Origin of the sequence: Desulfosediminicola flagellatus (genome assembly GCF_005116655.2) — a bacterium.
Lineage (GTDB): Bacteria > Desulfobacterota > Desulfobulbia > Desulfobulbales > Desulfocapsaceae > Desulfopila > Desulfopila flagellata.
The window spans coordinates 2318094-2336206 of record NZ_CP050698.1; the positions used below are offsets into that span (position 1 = coordinate 2318094).

The 18113-nt window shown below is 43.1% G+C and carries 18 protein-coding genes; 10 read left to right on the forward strand and 8 right to left on the reverse strand.

Annotated elements, in window-relative coordinates; translation table 11 throughout:
- Nucleotides 1-201 precede the first annotated feature (201 nt).
- Nucleotides 202-885 (reverse strand): D-lyxose/D-mannose family sugar isomerase, encoded by a 684-nt coding sequence (locus FCL46_RS09615; protein ID WP_136806261.1) that lies wholly within the window; start codon nt 883-885, stop codon nt 202-204.
- 26 nt (nt 886-911) lie between these two features.
- Entirely contained in the window at nt 912-1088 is a 177-nt protein-coding gene (locus FCL46_RS28790; RefSeq protein ID WP_136806503.1) for a hypothetical protein, read from the reverse strand.
- Between the two features lie 539 nt (nt 1089-1627).
- Between FCL46_RS28790 and FCL46_RS09625 the strand changes: the two genes are divergently transcribed.
- From FCL46_RS09625 to pfkA, 3 genes are all read left to right on the forward strand, one after another.
- On the forward strand, nt 1628-1939 hold the full coding sequence (locus tag FCL46_RS09625) for a hypothetical protein (protein ID WP_136806262.1): 312 nt from the start codon (nt 1628-1630) through the stop codon (nt 1937-1939).
- On the forward strand, nt 1936-2832 hold the full coding sequence (locus FCL46_RS09630; protein WP_136806263.1) for a carbohydrate kinase family protein: 897 nt from the start codon (nt 1936-1938) through the stop codon (nt 2830-2832). The genes FCL46_RS09625 and FCL46_RS09630 overlap by 4 nt, the downstream gene beginning before the upstream one ends.
- Before the next feature lie 88 nt (nt 2833-2920).
- Nucleotides 2921-3904: a 6-phosphofructokinase gene (gene pfkA, locus FCL46_RS09635; RefSeq protein WP_136806264.1), complete on the forward strand. Its 984-nt coding sequence runs from the start codon at nt 2921-2923 to the stop codon at nt 3902-3904.
- Nucleotides 3905-4011: 107 nt separating this feature from the next.
- On the opposite strand, the gene FCL46_RS09640 is transcribed toward pfkA, so the two are convergent.
- The 4 genes from FCL46_RS09640 to FCL46_RS09655 all read right to left on the reverse strand — a co-directional run bounded on the left by FCL46_RS09640 (nt 4012) and on the right by FCL46_RS09655 (nt 6459).
- Complete coding sequence (locus tag FCL46_RS09640; protein ID WP_136806265.1) at nt 4012-4359, reverse strand: PilZ domain-containing protein; 348 nt, start codon at nt 4357-4359, stop codon at nt 4012-4014.
- A 267-nt stretch (nt 4360-4626) separates the two neighbouring features.
- Nucleotides 4627-4935, reverse strand: a complete 309-nt coding sequence (locus FCL46_RS09645; protein ID WP_136806267.1) for a hypothetical protein — start codon at nt 4933-4935, stop codon at nt 4627-4629.
- A gap of 39 nt (nt 4936-4974) precedes the next feature.
- Nucleotides 4975-5619 (reverse strand): FlgO family outer membrane protein, encoded by a 645-nt coding sequence (locus tag FCL46_RS09650; protein WP_136806268.1) that lies wholly within the window; start codon nt 5617-5619, stop codon nt 4975-4977.
- Between the two features lie 87 nt (nt 5620-5706).
- On the reverse strand, nt 5707-6459 hold the full coding sequence (locus tag FCL46_RS09655; protein WP_136806269.1) for a hypothetical protein: 753 nt from the start codon (nt 6457-6459) through the stop codon (nt 5707-5709).
- Between the two features lie 304 nt (nt 6460-6763).
- Here FCL46_RS09655 and FCL46_RS09660 point away from each other — a divergent pair, with 304 nt between their 5' ends.
- Together FCL46_RS09660 and FCL46_RS09665 are read left to right on the forward strand one after the other, a co-directional pair.
- Nucleotides 6764-7603, forward strand: coding sequence for a PHP domain-containing protein (locus FCL46_RS09660; RefSeq protein WP_136806270.1), 840 nt, complete (start codon nt 6764-6766; stop codon nt 7601-7603).
- A gap of 52 nt (nt 7604-7655) precedes the next feature.
- Nucleotides 7656-9044, forward strand: coding sequence for a sigma-54-dependent transcriptional regulator (locus tag FCL46_RS09665; RefSeq protein ID WP_136806271.1), 1389 nt, complete (start codon nt 7656-7658; stop codon nt 9042-9044).
- Between the two features lie 27 nt (nt 9045-9071).
- Here the strand turns inward: FCL46_RS09665 and FCL46_RS09670 are convergent, their stop codons facing one another.
- Nucleotides 9072-9944 (reverse strand): NAD(+)/NADH kinase, encoded by an 873-nt coding sequence (locus FCL46_RS09670; RefSeq protein ID WP_136806272.1) that lies wholly within the window; start codon nt 9942-9944, stop codon nt 9072-9074.
- 264 nt (nt 9945-10208) lie between these two features.
- Here FCL46_RS09670 and FCL46_RS09675 point away from each other — a divergent pair, with 264 nt between their 5' ends.
- A complete protein-coding gene (locus tag FCL46_RS09675) occupies nt 10209-10391 on the forward strand; it encodes a Trm112 family protein (protein WP_136806273.1) in 183 nt (60 codons plus the stop codon).
- 65 nt (nt 10392-10456) lie between these two features.
- On the opposite strand, the gene ppsA is transcribed toward FCL46_RS09675, so the two are convergent.
- The gene (gene ppsA, locus FCL46_RS09680) at nt 10457-12913 is read right to left on the reverse strand and encodes a phosphoenolpyruvate synthase (protein WP_136806274.1); all 2457 of its coding nucleotides are present in this window, start codon (nt 12911-12913) and stop codon (nt 10457-10459) included.
- 314 nt (nt 12914-13227) lie between these two features.
- Between ppsA and FCL46_RS09685 the strand changes: the two genes are divergently transcribed.
- The 4 genes from FCL46_RS09685 (at nt 13228) to FCL46_RS09700 (ending at nt 18098) form a co-directional block, all read left to right on the forward strand.
- Complete coding sequence (locus FCL46_RS09685) at nt 13228-14964, forward strand: phosphohexomutase domain-containing protein (RefSeq protein ID WP_136806275.1); 1737 nt, start codon at nt 13228-13230, stop codon at nt 14962-14964.
- Nucleotides 14965-15145: 181 nt separating this feature from the next.
- Nucleotides 15146-15985 carry a Fe-S cluster assembly protein NifU gene (gene nifU / locus FCL46_RS09690; RefSeq protein ID WP_136806276.1) on the forward strand — a complete coding sequence of 280 codons (840 nt, stop codon included), beginning with the start codon at nt 15146-15148 and terminating at the stop codon, nt 15983-15985.
- The gene (nifS, locus tag FCL46_RS09695; protein WP_136806277.1) at nt 15982-17169 is read left to right on the forward strand and encodes a cysteine desulfurase NifS; all 1188 of its coding nucleotides are present in this window, start codon (nt 15982-15984) and stop codon (nt 17167-17169) included. The genes nifU and nifS overlap by 4 nt, the downstream gene beginning before the upstream one ends.
- Before the next feature lie 2 nt (nt 17170-17171).
- Nucleotides 17172-18098, forward strand: coding sequence for an FAD-dependent thymidylate synthase (locus tag FCL46_RS09700; RefSeq protein ID WP_136806278.1), 927 nt, complete (start codon nt 17172-17174; stop codon nt 18096-18098).
- Nucleotides 18099-18113 lie beyond the last annotated feature (15 nt).

Consider the following 18113-nt stretch of genomic DNA (forward strand, 5'->3'; position numbering starts at 1 on the left):
TATTCGACGTTTTCTTAAGAACAGGATGTAAGGTTTGCTCAAAATATTTAACACCCACAGAACTTTGACGAATCGTTTTCGCGCAAATTATTGCTTCTGTTCTTGATGTAGATTCGGTGAATAGCCAGCCTGAGATAGAAGCTTCTCTTCTCCCAGGCTGGAGTCTTTCTCGTATTTTGCATTGAAGACTACTCCGTGACTCTATTCTGCAGCAGGGTATTCATTACACAGAAGGTGAACTGGCGACTCATCCTCAATGATTTTCGGAAAACGCTTGAGGGGAGTAATAAACCGGTTGTCGTTATCATCGTCATTGACATCCGACACCTCACCGACGATCACGGTCCCTTTACCCGATTCCCCGTAAAACCTGTGATACACATATGGTTCCAGGCAAATAGATTCCCCAGGTGTAAGGATAACCTTGTCACCGGGTTTACATTCTCTGGTAACTCCATCAACACTGACTGTAAACGTGAGGTCTGAGAGAGCTTCATTGTCATCAGCCTTATATAACTCGAGGACGAGATTGCCTCCGCCACGATTTATAATATCTTCACGCTTTTTCCAGTGGAAATGCATAGGACAGATCTGATTTTCTTTAATAATCATAATTTTTTCTGCATACCCTTTGGGGTAGGTATCCCGGCGGTGATAGTTGCCATTGCGAATGGTAAAAAGGAGAAGTCCCATATTCTCATAGTCATCTTCTCCGTAATCGGTAAGATCCCAGCCCAGCTGATTTATCCTGATCTCATCAGCCTCATGTCCTTTTGTGTTCCAGTCCTCAGCACTCCAAAATCCGAAAGGAGGGAGTTTGAAGGATATTGAATCAAACAGAGCCTTTGCTTCTTTGATGTATGTATTAATTTCAGATCGTTTCATAGTGTCTGTTATTTCTGATGATCGCGTTAGCTAAATGCCTGCGCGTATGCAAGTGTTTGTATAGAGACAGCTGCCCCCTGCATGGTGGCACTGATTGCTGCTACAACTGTTGCCTGTGTGAGTGCCTTTGTAATATCTCCATCGGCGGAGTAAGAAGAGAGGCGAAATCCGCTGAAAGTATCTTCGGCTCCGGTGGTGTTGATGGCGTTTACCTTTCTAGCTGGACTACGATGCTATTCTGCATTCTTTACCAAAAGAGCTCCCTCAAAATCAAGAGTATACAGTACTGCTGCGTTTGGAAATAGTTTCTGTATCTGGTTGATAAAAGCCTACTGCTCATTTACCCAGCTGAGACCGCTCGCTGTAGTTTCATTGAGAGTGAAAATATACACGTAGTTCAGCGGTAATGTATGAACTTTACAAGTGAATGGTGCAGGAATAAAAACGATTTTCATGCTCTGTTTTTTTGACGATGAAAATGTAATCCGTCACACCTGATATCTCATTCTAGATAAGCAGATAATTTCCTGGTGAAAACGTACGAATTGTATCCTCTATTTGCAGTCTCTCTATAGATCGGTTGGCTCTCCCAAAGATTACTATAGCGTTTTCACCATCATTGTTAATCTGGATTATTGCGCGCCCGGTAGGTGTTTCACAGGTGAGCGCGAATTGTATATCTATGATATGCTTTTAGCCGAATACATCTTTATTGGATCTTTGTCAGGTTGTACTTGAAGGTGTGGCTCATTCAATTTGTGAAGGTGGTGCAAAAAGTAAAATTTGGGCTCAGATTATTACATCTGTGCTGAATATGCCGATTTCTTTTTATAAAGGGAAGGAGGCTGTTCCTGCTTTTGGTGCTGCCCGTTTGGCTCAGTTGGCTATCATCGATGATGGAGTGAATGAGGTTTGCCCCGTACCTGGAGTTGACGAAATCCTTGATCCAGATCCAGGGTTTGTGAAAAAATACCAGGAGAACAGTGAGCGATTCAGACGACTCTATCAGTCTTTGCGAACTGAATTTCAGTACCAATCAGGAGAATACCAATGAAACGTGGCAAAAACGATATACCAATCATTGCAGGAATAGGCGAAATTCTTTGGGATGTGCTTGAAAGTTCTGAAGAGTTGGGTGGAGCTCCTGTTAATTTTGCTTTCCATGCAGGCGCTCTGGGTGCTGAAGCCTATGCTATATCGACTGTCGGGGACGATGATCGTGGCAAAGCTGCTCTTGAAGAACTTCGGCAGCGGAAAGTATCAATTGAGCATATCACTGTTATGCCGGGAGCAACTACCGGGTACGTGCTTGCTCAGGTCGATTCGGAAGGTGTTGCAGCATATACTTTTCCGGACAATGTTGCATGGGATAGAATACAAATACATGATAAAACACGAAATCTTGCTGGTAGACTCGATGCTATCTGTTTTGGCAGCCTTGCTCAGCGATCAGACATTTCCCGCGTGGCGATTACAGACTACTTGAAAAACGTACAGCAAACTACGCTCAAGGTGCTTGACCTCAACCTGCGTCAACAGTTTTACACTTCGGAAATTATCAAGGATTCTCTCAAGCTTGCTGACGTACTCAAACTTAATGATGATGAGATTCTGCATATTGCAGAAATGGAGCATCTTAAAGGGAGTGACGAGTCCAAATTGAAAATGCTGGTTGAGCGATATGGTTTGCAACTGGCAGCCCTGACTCGTGGAGGACAGGGGAGTCTGCTGGTGTCTGCTGCACAGGTTTCAAATCATCCCGGATATCAAGCCGAGGTTGTTGATACTATAGGTGCTGGAGACTCGTTCACTGCTGCAACAATTCTTGGTCTGTTAAAGGGGTATTCGCTTGACGAAATAAATGACCACGCGAATCGCGTTGCCGCGTTTGTCTGCTCCCAAAAGGGTGCTATGCCAGCTCTGCCTGATGATTGCCGGATATACTGATCTTAGTTTTGTATCTATTTAGAGTTTTGATGTGTCGAGATATACCACGGGGAAATGTGGTCAATCAAATTACATAGAGGCCAATGCAATGTCTGCTGAGATAAAGAACATAGCAGTAATGACTTCAGGTGGGGACGCACCGGGAATGAATGCTGCGATACGGGCCGTTGTCAGGACCGCCGTTTTCTATGATAGAAAAGTTTTCGGGGTAGTAAAAGGGTATGACGGTTTGATACACGGGAACTTCATCACTCTTAACGCCCAGTCAGTATGTAACATACTACATTACGGTGGAACGTTCTTAAAATCCGCACGTTGTTTGGAGTTTAAAGAAAAGGAAGGCCGACAGAAAGCCTATGACAGTCTTAAAAGTATGGGAATAGATGCTCTAGTTGTGATTGGCGGTGACGGGTCGTTTACCGGTGCACATGTTCTTTACAATGAGTTCGGAATTCCTGTGATTGGTATCCCCGGTACAATAGACAATGATCTTGCAGGAACAGATTTCACAATAGGTTTTGACACTGCGTGTAATACAGCAGCTTCGGCAATTGATAAAATCCGTGACACGGCATCGTCACATGAACGTTTGTTTTTTGTTGAAGTGATGGGGCGGGATTCAGGGTCTATCGCCATCAATGCAGGAATTGCAGGTGGAGCTATCAGTACAATTATTCCAGAGAGTGATATCACCATAGAAGATCTTATTCAAACGTTGAAACGAGGTACAGGCAGTGATCGTAGTACCAGCCTTGTTATAGTAGCTGAGGGAGGGCATCTTGGAGGAGCTTATCAGGTTGCGGAAATGGTGAAACCGCTCTTGCCCGATTACGATATACGTGTGACGATTCTTGGGCATTTACAGCGTGGCGGCGCGCCATCGGCATTGGACAGGGTGCTGGCGAGCAGGTTGGGGGTGGCTGCAGTTGAGGGGCTTCTGAAAGGGGCGTTTGATGTTATGGTCGGGATGATTAATAATGCGATTGTGTATACTCCATTGGAGACAGCCCTTAATTCTGTCAAGGAACCTGATCCGGAGGATTTCAGGATAGCTGGAATTCTGGCGATTTGAGCGGGTTTCTAAAAACTGAAAGCAAGTGGAAAAAACATTGATTGCATTAACTATATAAAATATTTAGCTCAGTAGCTAAATAATCATAAAAACCTTCTGCGGGGTTTTCATCTCTCATCGGGTGTTCGATTTAATACGATGATATTTTTTAGATGCAGGTAACTGTCCATTTCAAGTTCTGTAAATTTAATTGCTGTTTCCAGGTTGTCCTGACGAATTATTCTTCCTTTACCGCTGATTGTTAAAACACTTGATGCGCCTGTTACAGTAATCTCAAAATTACAGATGGTATTGACCTGGATAGGCGCGTTTGCGTTAAAGAGGGCGATTCCATCAAGGCTGATGTCTTTCAAGTCTGTGTCTGAAATTATTGTACTTCCGTTCACCTCTAAATTTACCACTGCTTTAAGCTTAACTCGAGAGGCTCCTCGACGTTCAAGATGGTCATGTGCCATGTGAGAAAATCTCCTGCAGTTATTTGTTTCGTTTGGTTCCAGTGTGGGTGAAGGCGTTTGCTATCATTCTGTAATGACAACCTTTGTCTATTCCTATTTCTTTACCACAGCTACAATGGATCTTATGGCTAATGACCTCTGCATTGTACATTCGCTGTATTCTGTCTTTATGGCAACGAACAACATGGCCGTGGCCAATTTTATCGTATTTCCATAATTTTTTCTTACACGCTGCGCACTGAATCGTTAACATTTGTTTTGTGTTGATTAAATTTTCTGACGGATCCTGTTTAGCTCTTCCGGGGAACTGAATTTAAAAAAACGAATTTTTCTGCTTCTTGGGAATTCACGTTTAATGATTGTCTTGAGCTTTTTTGATAGTTCACTCATAGCAATTTCGATATCTTCAATCACATATCCATTTTCCTGAATTCTTATGGTGGAGTCAGAAGAACGAATGAGCGCAACTGTTCTATTCCGTTTGTAAGATAACAGTTCAACGCCACCATTTTCAGGACGTGTGTGCATGATTTTGACAGCATCCCGTAATGCGGTATCGATATTAACCAGGGCCATGATGGTAGTATGTTGAAAGTATTGCAGGGAAAAAACAGCTCAATATAAAATAGAATTGAGTATCGGGCGCTTAGGCTCCTCTATTTCGTTTCCTCCACCTGTTTCACGCATTAGACCAAACATTGCAAGAATATTGTCGTCCATACAGATCCGGTAATCATTTGATGAAACTATGGAGTTATCTGCAGGATTAACAAATCGTGCAGAAACATACAATGTCCTGTTTGAAATTGAGATTGTTCCAACAAGAATAGCCTGCCCTTTGGCCAGGGGAGCAAGTTTACGAAGATCTCTTGAAAGAATGGTTTCTCCGGATTTGTGTTCAATGAGCAGCTTGCCTGTCATTTTGATATCCTTAACTGAATACCCAAGTTGAACAAGCCTTGAGCGGATATGTTCCTGTAATATTCTGCCAAGAGTAGACGTTTTTGTGAGGTCGTGGTTGTCTACAAATGTTGTTACAAGAAGAGGCCTTTGCGGATCATGCGGAATAAGCGGGGGGAATGCAGCTTTGGTTAGTTCGTCAGCAATTGTATAGGAAAATGCTATGAGGTCTGTTTCATCACCAAGATATTTTTCGAATCTGGTACAGTTAAACTTCGAGCAACCTGAAAGGAATACGAAAGCCAATAGTACCAATATAAATCGATTGATTCTATGATGATAAGGTGTTTTGATTTTCATCTGTTTACTTGATAGCATGTGAGGCCGTCTGATTGGTTGAAATCAATTAAGAGTGAAAACGTTCTGGAAAAGTAGGAACTACTCAGGCTATATGTTTGTATTCTCAGGGCCCATTGTCGTGGAATCCCCGGCTGAGTTCTTTTCTTCAGTAGGAATAATGCTGGTTCCCGGGCTGATTAAAGGAATTTCCAGTGTTTTGTCGTCTGAATCGTAATAATGCATAAAATCCCGGTCATTGATGTAGTAGATATCTGAGGATCTGAATAGATATTTGTCTCGACTAATCATTGAGGTAGAGATAACCACCTCATGGGAACTTTCCATTACAGCTGTCTGGTTCATGAAATCTATGAGTCCTGCTGTGGCAATGGTCCTGAATTGATGAGGAGCATCGCGAAACACCATTACACCTGTAGCAATTGCAGTAATAAGGCCGGGTTTAATTGTACGTATCCGTATGGCCTTATGATAAACAATCTGAACTTTGTAGTGAACAATAATTGAATCATCAGTAACCTGTTGTTGCACAGGAACGCCGAAACTGACCAGTTCAGTGAGCAACAGATCTCTAAAGGCTTCATTGAATGAGCTGGTCTCATATGGCTCGCATGGAGAGTCTTCGTCTCCGCATGTAGTTTTGACATACACAGGTGTTTCCATGTAGTCATTAATAATGAGTTCGTTGTTGATGCGATTGGCAACATCGTTTGCAAGAACATTCCAGTGATGGACCGCCTGCATTTTGGGTTGCTGAGTATACGGATATGAAATAGGTTCTGGTATTCTTGAACAGCCTGTTAGCAGAAGAAGGGTAAATATATAGAATGCTTTTTTAAGCATCAAGCGCTCCTGGATGTTTCTTTTGTGTTTTTAATGAGTCAAAATATATGTGTTGTAAAATCAATACATCCGCAAAAGGACAAAACGTTCAAGCATGAAGGGTGTTACCCTGAGTGTTCAGTGACTACATATTGTATCGGACAACAGACGGAAAAGTATAAGGAAAATTGTTTGTCAGAAAGGCTGGTTTGTAATGCATATTCTATTCTGGTCAATATAAACAAAGAATTGCCCGGAAATCGGTCAGTGCATAAGGTCCGAGAAACGCAGCCTAACAAAATTTCAGAGAATAATAAATAATACAATGTCATTAGATTTACATATACATTCAACTTTTTCCGATGGGACATTACGACCTTCAGAAATAGTTTCACTTGCAAAACGTAAAGGCCTGCAGGCAATATCTATAACAGACCACGATACAACCGAAGGTATTGAAGAAGCGTTGGAGGCTGGGCGTCAGGAAGGAATTGAGGTAATAACCGGTATTGAACTCAGTACCACACATAACGATCGACATATTCATTTGCTTGGATATCTTTTCAATCATTTGGAACAGAATTTTTTAACAAGCATAGAGAGTATTCAAAAGGCAAGGGATGAACGAAATCTTCGTATCATAGAAAAACTCCAGGCGCTCGGTATTGATATCACTCTTTCTGAGGTTCAGCAAAGATCTAAGGTTGGTCAGGTTGGGCGTCCGCATATTGCTCAGGTGTTGATAGATAAAGGTGTGGTGAGGTCAATCAATGATGCTTTTTCACGGTTTCTGAAAAAAGGTGAAGTGGCCTATTCTCCGAGAAAATTGTTACGAACAGACGATGCTATCTCACTGATACAGAATGCAGGCGGAATTGCGGTACTTGCACATCCGGTACTTATAGATCGGTCATTATCGGTTCTTCCTGAATTGCTGGATGAATTGGTTCCTGCGGGACTAGGTGGGCTTGAGGTTTTTTATCCGATTCATTCATCGAAAAATCAAAAACAATTAAGGAAGCTTGCGGACCGTTATGGTCTTGCTGTAACAGGCGGGAGCGACTATCATGGTGACATTCGTCCGGGAACTATGCTTGCTGGCGGGAAAAATGTTTATGTACCACTTGAAGTTCTTCAGCAATTGAAGGATATGCTGATAGCTTGAAGCCTGTAGAGAACTTTCAGGATAACCACAAATCGCTCAGGATTAAACGATTATGTATTCTATATTGATTGTAGATGATGAACCGAATTATTTGGTAGTGCTTTCCGAATTGTTGCGGGATGAGGGGTATGAGGTATTTACGGCTCCCGGTGGTGCCGAAGGCTTTGACATGGTCAAGCAACTCGACCTTGATCTTGTTATCACAGATATGCAGATGCCCCAGGTAGACGGGTTGCAGCTGTTGCAGCATATAAAAGAACATAACGCTGATTTGCCGGTCATCATGATAACGGCCTACGCTGAGGTTGAAAAGGCTGTGAAGGCAATGCAGGCTGGTGCCTTCAGTTATCTTTCCAAACCATTCTCCAACGACGAATTACTGGTAAATATTGAAAAAGCGGTCAGGCTGTATTCGCTGGTTTTAGAAAATACCCGCTTGCGAAGAGAGATAAAAGGGAAAAGCGGCTTTAGCGGAATGGTCGGTAAGAATCCGCGGATGAAGCAGGTCTACGAGCTTATTGAAAAGGTTGCACCGACTCCGGCCTCGGTATTGATTTCAGGAGAAAGCGGAACAGGCAAAGAACTCGTCGCCAAGGCTATTCACCACAATAGTCCGCGGCAGAACCAGGCATTTATAACCGTAAACTGTGCTGCGCTCTCAGAAAACCTATTGGAAAGTGAGTTGTTTGGTCATGAGAAAGGTGCGTTTACCGGTGCAGTCGCTATGCGCAAAGGTAGGTTTGAGCTCTCTGATAAAGGAACGATATTTCTTGATGAAATAGGTGAGATTCCTCTTGCTCTACAATCTAAGTTACTGAGGGTGCTTCAGGAAAAGAATTTTGAACGGGTTGGAGGTAGCAAGACATTTGATGTCGATGTGCGCATCATCAGTGCCTCAAACAGGGACCTTAAAGAAGAAGTAGCCCAGGGGCGTTTCAGGGAAGATTTGTTTTATCGATTGAATGTCATTCATGTGTCCCTGCCAGCCTTGCGTGAGCGAATGGATGATATGCCGCTGCTGGTAGATTATTTCATTAATAAGTTCAGTGAACAGCTCGCAAAACCGGATCTTACGATATCTCAGGATGCAATGCGGTTGCTGATGAATCTTCCATGGGAAGGTAATATTCGCGAACTTGAGAACACCATTGAGAGGGCAGCTATTCTCTGCAATGAGAACACTATTGAAGCTGATGATGTACAGCCTGATTCACTGCGACCGGTTGAAGAAAATTCCTGGAGCCAGAATCTTGACTTGAAACAGCTGTTACCTGACTCTGTAGGCCTCAATGATGTGCTGTATGCAGTTGAAGAAAAAATGCTGTTGCAGGCACTTGAAGAGACCGCGTATGTTCAGGCAAGAGCAGCTGAAAAGTTAGGAATAACAAAGAGCTTGCTTCAGTATAAAATGAAAAAATATCGTATCAAGAAAAAGCGATAAGTCGGTTTTTAGCTGGCTATACTGCTGTTACGAATTACTATCCTGATTGCCCCAATGCAGCTTATTTCTCAGGATAGTAAAATAATTCCGTGTTGAAGAGACAATCAGCATAAGTGAGTGCTCAGCTGGTTCAACCTCAAGTCTGTCACCGTCCTGCATTTCCCAGCAGGATTGACCATCCACAATAACCTGAGCGCATTCAACATTACCAGCGCTTTCAAATTCTGCGGTAATAGTGTCTGACGCCGGAAGAAGTATTGGTCTGCTGCTGAGCATGAACGGGCAGATAGGTGTGACCAGGATAGTGTTCAGGCCAGGATAGACCAGAGGGCCACCTGCAGATAAGTTATAGGCGGTTGATCCGGTTGGTGATGAGAAAATCAGGCCGTCTGCTTTATAGGTGGTGATGTAATCTTCACCCACTCTGGTAGCAAGATGGAGTAGCCGGTCAAGCGTGTTCTTGTTTATAACGATGTCATTTAATGCAAAGCGGTAGGGCGTGGCATGATCGTTTTTTCTGATTACACGCGTTTTTAGCATAAGTCGGTTTTCCATGACCATCTTTCCCTGGATGATTCCTTCCAGGGCTGCAACAGTCTCATCTTCTGAAAATTCAGTAAGAAAACCAAGGTTACCAAGGTTTATGCCGGTGACAGGGATTGAATACCGGGCAGCCTGTTCGGCAATGTGCAGCAGGGTTCCATCTCCACCCAACACGATAAGGAGATCCATGTCCGGCGTAATGGAATTAATACTGACAGATATGTCTTGTGATGTAAGCCAATTTGCAACTTTTTGCGCATGTTGCATAGCATGAGAATCATCAATCTTGGTGATAATGCCTGCAGAGACGACCTTGATACAGCATTCAGATTTGAACGGTTGGCTGATGCTACTCATAATAAAGTCCTGAAGGTAACGTGCTGTATAATGGGGTTTAGACCGTATTTACGAGTCTGAAATTGCCTAAAACAGGTATTGTGTCGGCGAAGTTCTAATTCAGTTATGAATGAATTTCAATTGCTAATTGATTTATAGCTTGTATCCTTTGCGGGCTTGATTGAATCATAGATGATAGTCTTGATCGGCAATAGTAAAGATACTATCATGTTCAAATGATACACCGATTATTTTCAATAAATATAATTAGAAAGGAGGTATGGTGTGATAGATAAGGATCTGCTTGCTATTCTAGCCTGCCCTAAATGCAAAGGGCCTGTGAAGTATAAAGAAGCTGAAGAAGGACTGGCATGCGAGGCGTGCATGTTATTGTATGAAATTCGTGACAACATACCGGTGATGGTAATCGAAGAAGCTCGGGAACTTAGTAAAGAGAACGGCGCATAAATATATGTATCCTGCTGTACGGAATTCCAAGGGAAGCCGCACGGCAGGATATGAAATGGCATTAATTATTCTTTAAGCAAACCCAATTCTTTCTCCCGTTCACAAACCAGTAATTTGGTTTTTACCGCAGTGTCAGGGATAAGACTCATCGAGTCAATACCGCAATCAACAAGAAACAGGGCGAATTCAGGATAGTCTGAAGGAGCCTGTCCACAAATACCGATTTTCTTGCCACGTCTTTTGGCGACATCAATCACCATTTTAACAAGAGTCTTAATTGCTTCATTTCTTTCATCAAAAATATGGGCAACAAGGTCAGAATCACGATCAAGGCCGAGAGTTAGCTGGGTAAGATCATTTGAGCCGATTGAAAATCCATCGAAAATGTCAGCAAAAGCATCTGCTGAGATAACGTTTGACGGGATTTCGCACATTACATAGACTTCCAACCCGTTTTCGCCCTGAACGAGACCAAACTTCTTGAGTGTCTCGATTACTCTTTTGCCTTCTTCAGGTGTGCGGCAGAACGGGACCATCAGCTTAATGTTGGTCAGTCCCATTTCGTTTCTGGCTTTGAGCAATCCTTTACATTCAAGCTCGAATGCGTCGATATATTTCTCATCGTAATATCGTGATGCACCACGCCAGCCTATCATCGGGTTGGATTCAACTGGTTCGTAGAACTTACCACCAATAAGGTTTGCATATTCATTGGATTTGAAGTCAGAGAGTCGGACAATAACGTCGCGCGGGTAAAAACCAGCTGCAATACGGCCCACGCCTTCAGCAATTTTATCAATGAAAAACTGACGTTTGTCATGTGGATATGCGGTAGTTTTTTCCTCTATCTGCTGAACGACTTCGCCGGCTTCTTCATCACCAGACGCTGCTTTCTCAATGAGTTCTTCGAAATTATAGAGCGCAAGCGGATGGATACCGATATGGGCATTGATGATAAATTCCTCACGCGCCAGACCTACACCGTCATTTGGAACCTGACATTCGAAAAATGCTTTTTCAGGAATTCCGACGTTGAGCATAATTTTAGTTCTGGTCTCAGGGATGGAATCAAGGTTCGTGGTGTTGATAGAAAAATCCAGAAGCCCTTCAAACATATGTCCGGTTTCACCTTCAGCACAGGATACGGTAATCTTATCTCCGGTGTTAACAGATTCTGTTCCGCTTGTAGTGCCTATCAGGCAGGGGATTCCGAGCTCTCTAGAGATAATAGCAGCATGGCATGTTCGCCCACCGCGGTTGGTGACGATTCCACTGGCTTTTTTCATTACCGGTTCCCAATCAGGGTCGGTCATGTCAGTGACAAGCACTTCTCCTGCCTGAAAATCATGTATACCTGCAACTGTTTTTATTACACGGGCTGTGCCCTTACCTATCTTGGCACCAACGGCCTGGCCGGATGCAAGGATTTTACTGTGCTCTTTAAGAATATAGGTTTCGGTAATATTTCGTGATGTCTGGGAATGAACTGTCTCAGGTCGGGCCTGCACAATAAATAGTTTACCAGTACCAACGTTTTCACCATCACCATCCTTGGCCCACTCGATATCCATGTTGCGGCCGTAATGGTCTTCTATATGAAGTGCCCACTCAGCAAGCGTAAGTATATCATCGTCATTAAGGATATATTTTCCGCGTTCCGCTTCAGAGGTTGGGATATTTTTGACTGTCTCCTCTCCTTCTTCAGCATGGCTATAAATCATCTTGATATCTTTGCTGCCGATTCGCCTTGAAACAATAGGGCGCTTACCTTCTCTTAAGGTGGGCTTGAAGACATAAAACTCGTCAGGTGTCACTGCTCCCTGAACAACATTTTCTCCAAGCCCCCATGAACCGGTAATGTAGATTGCATCTTCAAAGCCTGATTCAGTATCAAGAGTGAACAAAACACCTGCACATGCAGCATCAGAGCGAACCATTTTCTGTACAACTATAGAGAGGTAAACATCGAACTGGCTGAAGCCTTTGTCGTGGCGGTAAGAGATAGCACGATCTGTAAAAAGGCTGGCAAAACACTGACTGCAGTAATCGAGAACAGCTTCAGGGCCGCGCACATTGAGATAGGTGTCCTGCTGGCCGGCAAAAGAAGCATCTGGAAGGTCTTCAGCTGTCGCAGATGATCTGACCGCAACATCTACATACTCTCCATACTCGTCTTCCATTTGTTTGTATGATTTAAGGATAGCGTCGCGGAGATCTTCAGGAAATTCAGCGTTACGGATAATTTTTCGGACTTTGCGACCACGTTCCTGCAGATTTCTTAAATCATGGGTATCGAGGTCTGATAAAATTTCCAGTACCTTTTTGTCAATTCCGGTTGATTCAATGAGGTATTTATATGCGTAGGCTGTAATGGCAAATCCGTGCGGGATATTGACACCTTTAGCAGTTAGGTGTTGGTACATCTCACCTAACGAGGCGTTTTTGCCGCCAACCAGGTGGACGTCATCAATGGAGATATCGTCAAACCAAAGTATGAATTCTTGTGCATGTTGACTGCTCATTCCTATATTTCTCCTGAACAATTGGGTTGCTGTACATGAAAATGTACAGTAATACAACCTTGGGTGGTGAGTAAATGTGTTTTGATTACCAGTACTTCTTGAATTCGTACCGGAAAAATTGGCCAATCATCAATAATTTTGTAAAATAGTACAAATCGTATTGATATATGTCAAGATGGTTGGTTCTGTTGAGGAAAAAAATCTGTACTTACACCGGAAATTAACATAAGTAAATAATAAGTCATTTCAATATAAATACTGGATTGCCGGTTTATATATGTTAGCACATTGTGCATCAAACTGGAGAACAGATTATGTCAAATAAGCACGAATCAGAGAAGTTATTTGCTAAATATGTGGTTAATGGGAATCATGCGGAATCAGACTATTTTCCCCTAATAAAAGAATTTGTACGTCTACGGGAAGACTCTGGTGATGCGTATTGGCAAACTGAGATTGATAGGGCATACGAACTGGTTCTTGATGAAATATGCAATAATCGGTCAAAACCGACAGAACCAATTAAGTTCGGTACTTCCGGCTGGCGCGGGCAACTCGGTAAAGATGTTTTTGCCGGTTCGGTGGCATGTGTAACAGAGGCGATTGTTGACATGTACGAAGCTACACAGGAAGCTAAAGATCTACTGCCTTATCTGGGTGTCGATAGTTTTGCTGATGCAAAAGAACGAGGTTGTGTTGTCGGGCATGATAATCGTTTTGCCGGTGGTCTGCTTGCAACTGTTGTTGCAAAGGTACTGAGTGAAGCTGGTTTTAAGGTTTATTTTGCAGGTGAATCTACAACAGGGGTTCTCTCTGCAGTAGTGTTAGAGAAACGATGTGCTTTCTCTGTCAACCTGACCCCGTCTCATAATCCGCTTGAATATGGTGGTTATAAATTTAATGCCGCCGATGGAGGCCCTGCAGCCGCCGAGATTACCGAGACTATTACACAACTGGCGAGAGAAAAAATGTCGGCAGAGTATGTTTTTGATGCTACCGACATTGATAAAATCGACCCCTTGATCTTTACAGCTGTTGAAAAAATAGATTCCCTTGCCGAGTGGAAAAATCTTGTTCAAAAAAACAGAGCGGTACATGGGCTTGATCTGAAAAAGATCATGGAAAGCTTTGCAGCACGACCAGATGTGGTTGTTGCAATTGACAGCGTTCATGGTGCGTCACGATTACATATGCGTGAATTGCTTCCTTCAGAAGCAGGTGACAGGGTAATTACCTTACGGGATAAACCGGATGTTACTTTTGGAGGAATAGCGCCAGAACCTTCATCTGTAAATATGCAGAATGTGTCCGCTGTATTGGCAGCACGAAATGAACCATTAAAACTCGGTGCAATTATTGACCCGGACGGTGACAGAATACGATTTACAGATGGATCCAATGAGATCAGTATGAATCAGTTCGGGGCAATGGCTTATCATTATCTTTATGTACATAAAAAGAAAAGGGGGCAGGTGGCCAAAACGGTTGCGACCTCTAATATGGCCAACAGGCTTGCAGAGGCTTTTGGTGAAGATGTTTTTGAACCGCGCGTAGGATTTAAGGAATTTAAACCAGTAATAGGGAAGGCGCTTGTCTTCTTCGAAGAATCCGATGGTATCTCAATTATTGGACACACCCCTGAAAAGGACGCATATATCGGTTTGTTGCTTGCGCTTGATATGGTATTAAGCACTGGGAAAAAAATTGGTGAGTATCAGCATGATATTGAAGAAGAGTATGGTGCTTATTATCCAGACAGGGATGGTATTGAGGTTGCCGTAAAGGGTGATGCTCTTCAAAAGAAGCTTAATGCGCTTGATCAGTATACTGCTGGCAGCTATTTAAAGATTGGCAACGAAGAGAAAAAAATTGTAAATGTCATTACGATTGATGGGCGGAAAATGATCCTGGAGGATGGTTCCTGGCTTATGATTCGTCCATCCGGTACCGAGCCCAAAGTACGATTTTATGTAGAGTCACGCACCCAGGATGGAACTGCAGACCTGGTGACGACAGCACGACAACTCCTTCAGCAGGTGGGTGTGCTGTGAATTTTCATTGATGAAACAACAGTGGTTTATGTGCAGTTATAACAGTTACAGATGCCGGAAATGGTTAATTTCTTAGCATTCGCTGAATAGTTACAATCTCAGTTGCTTTTTGCTATTGACGTATTATTGTCAGCTATTGGAAGATAATCATACATAGACACTGTTTTTTTAGGAGCTATACATGTGGGAATATACTGATAAAGTTCAGGAGCACTTTCTGAACCCGAGAAATGTTGGAGAAGTAGAGAAAATAAGTGGGACCGGTGATGTAGGTTCTCTTGCCTGTGGTGATGCATTAAAACTCACTATCAGCGTTGATGAGAATGACATCATTACAGACGCTAAGTTTAAAACTTTCGGTTGCGCCAGTGCAATTGCTTCCTCTTCCGCCCTTACAGAGATGGTAAAGGGAATGCATCTTGATGAGGCTTCAAAAATCACCAATGAGGATATTGCTAACTTCCTTGGTGGATTACCAAAAGAGAAGATGCATTGTTCGGTTATGGGGCGTGAAGCACTCGAAGCTGCAATTGCTGATTATCGTGGTTTGATACTTCCTATGGCTGAGGGCGAGGTTGTTTGCGAATGCTTTGGCGTGACAGATATAGAAGTTATCCGTGCAATTAAAGAGTCAAACCTTCGTTCGGTTGAAGAAATAACAAACTTTACTAAAGCCGGTGGTGGTTGCGGTAAATGTGAAGATAAACTGCGGGAAATTCTTCAGGCCACCGTGAGTGATACTGTTGAGGCTAAAAAAGAAGCTGATAAGCCAAAACGTATGACTACTCTTCAGAAAATCAAAAAGATTGAAGAAGTGCTTGAGAAAGAAGTTCGTCCAGGCTTGAAGAAGGACGGCGGTGATATAGAACTTATTGATGTGGATGGTGATTTCGTTACCGTATCGCTTCGCGGCTCATGCAAGAGTTGTGCAAAGTCCCAGACCACCATTAAAGAGTTTGTTGAAGTAAAACTTCGTGAGCTGGTACTTGAATCTCTGATTGTGGAGGAAGCTAATTCATGAGTCCTGTAGAAAGTGAAAAAGTTGTCTATATGGACAACAACGCCACAACTCGTGTCGCTCCTGAAGTTATAGAGGAGATGATGCCGTATCTGACAGAATATTACGGCAATCCTTCAAGCATGCACAGCTTTGGTGGACAGGTTGGTGAGGCACTCAAGGTTGCGAGACAAAGAGTTGCAGATCTACTGGGCGCAGACCCGGAAGAGATCACCTTTAATAGCTGTGGAACTGAAAGTGATTCGACAGCAATTCTGTCTGCGCTTCAGAACTATCCAGAAAAAAGACACATTGTTACTACCCGTGTAGAGCACCCTGCTGTAAAGCATCTCTGCGATACGCTTGATACACTTACCGGGCATAAACATAGAATCACCCGCTTGAAAGTTGATGAAGATGGGATGATCGACATTGAGGAATACAAAGCGGCGTTAACTGATGATACTGCAATAGTTAGCGTAATGTGGGCGAATAACGAAACTGGTGTCATTTTCCCTGTTGCCGAGATGGCAACAATCGCCAAAGAACGCGGTATCCTTTTTCATACTGATGCTGTTCAGGCTGTCGGTAAAATCCCGATCAACCTTAAAGAGCTCGATATCGATTTTCTCTCACTCTCCGGGCATAAACTCCATGCTCCTAAAGGTGTTGGTGTTCTCTATGTAAAACGGGGAACACTCTTCGCACCATTTCTTGCTGGTGGGCATCAGGAACGCGGCCGTAGGGGAGGCACTGAGAATGTCGCTTCTATCGTAGGGCTGGGTAAGGCATGTGAGCTTGCCGGAAAAATGATGGAAGAAGAGAATACCAGGGTAAAGAATCTACGTGATAAGCTCGAAGAGGGGTTGCTTGCTTCCGTACCGAAATCGCTCTTAAACGGACATAAGACTGAAAGGTTGCCTAATACAACAAATATCAGTTTTGAATTTGTTGAAGGAGAGGCGATTTTGCTGCATATGAACCGATTTAATATTTGCGCATCTTCCGGTTCTGCCTGTACTTCCGGCTCACTTGAGCCGTCACATGTCCTTCGTGCGATGGGAGTACCATTTACCGCGGCTCATGGTTCTATCCGTTTTTCGCTAAGCGTTTACAATACAGAAGAAGAGGTCGATTTTGTACTGGAAAAAATGCCGGCAATAATTGAATCATTGCGGCAAATGTCCCCATTTTGGAAAGGTGATTGAATATGAGAATAGTTGATCCGTCATTTGAAATTCAGTCTGAACTGGATAAGCAACCGATAGCCATACGGTTAGAGGAATGTGGGCGTATCTGTTATAAGAGTGAGGACAAGATCTCTGAGGAATCTGCAGTCCCTTTTGTGACAAAGATCGCTGCGCATGGGCATAATTCAGTTCTTGAAATGGCAGTTGCGACCTATGAGGTTTCATGTCATCCGGATCATGTTCTTGAGTTTCATGCCTGTCAGCCTAAATTTTTTGTAACAGATAGAACCGAATCTGGGTTGCTGGTAACCGGTTCAATTCGCTCTTTTAGGGAAATGTACACCCAGTACGCCGATAACGCAGTGGTTGCCGATCTGGTTGCTGATCTGGCAGGTAAATATCCTTTTCTGTTTGAAGGTATTTATAATGCGGATGAGGCTACAGCTAAAAGTGATGATATCAAGGTGCAGAAATTGAGTCTGGTTCAGGTGGAAGATCTACCGTTCGAGCTACTTGCAAGGCACCGTTTTGTCGGTGTTAAATTTATCGTTAACCGTGCTGTTACTCATGAGCTTGTGCGCCATAGACCGTGTTCTTTTCTTCAGGAAAGTCAGCGTTACTGTCGCTATAGTAATGATAAATTCGGTAATGAAGTTACTTTTGTACGGCCGGTTTTTTATGAAGAGGGCTCAAAAGAATTTCAGATCTGGAAAACAGCTATGGAAGAAACTGAGAAACTTTATCTCAAACTTCTTGAAACTTCCACTCCGCAGGCTGCCAGGACTGTTTTACCTAATTCCTGTAAAACCGAGATCATTACGTATTGTAATCTCGCTGAATGGAAGCATATTTTCTCGCTGCGAACCTCTCCTGCCGCAGAACCATCAATGCGTGAAATTATGATTCCCTTAGAAAAAGAGATGAAAGAGCGTTATCCTGTTCTCTGAAAAACGGTGGACTGT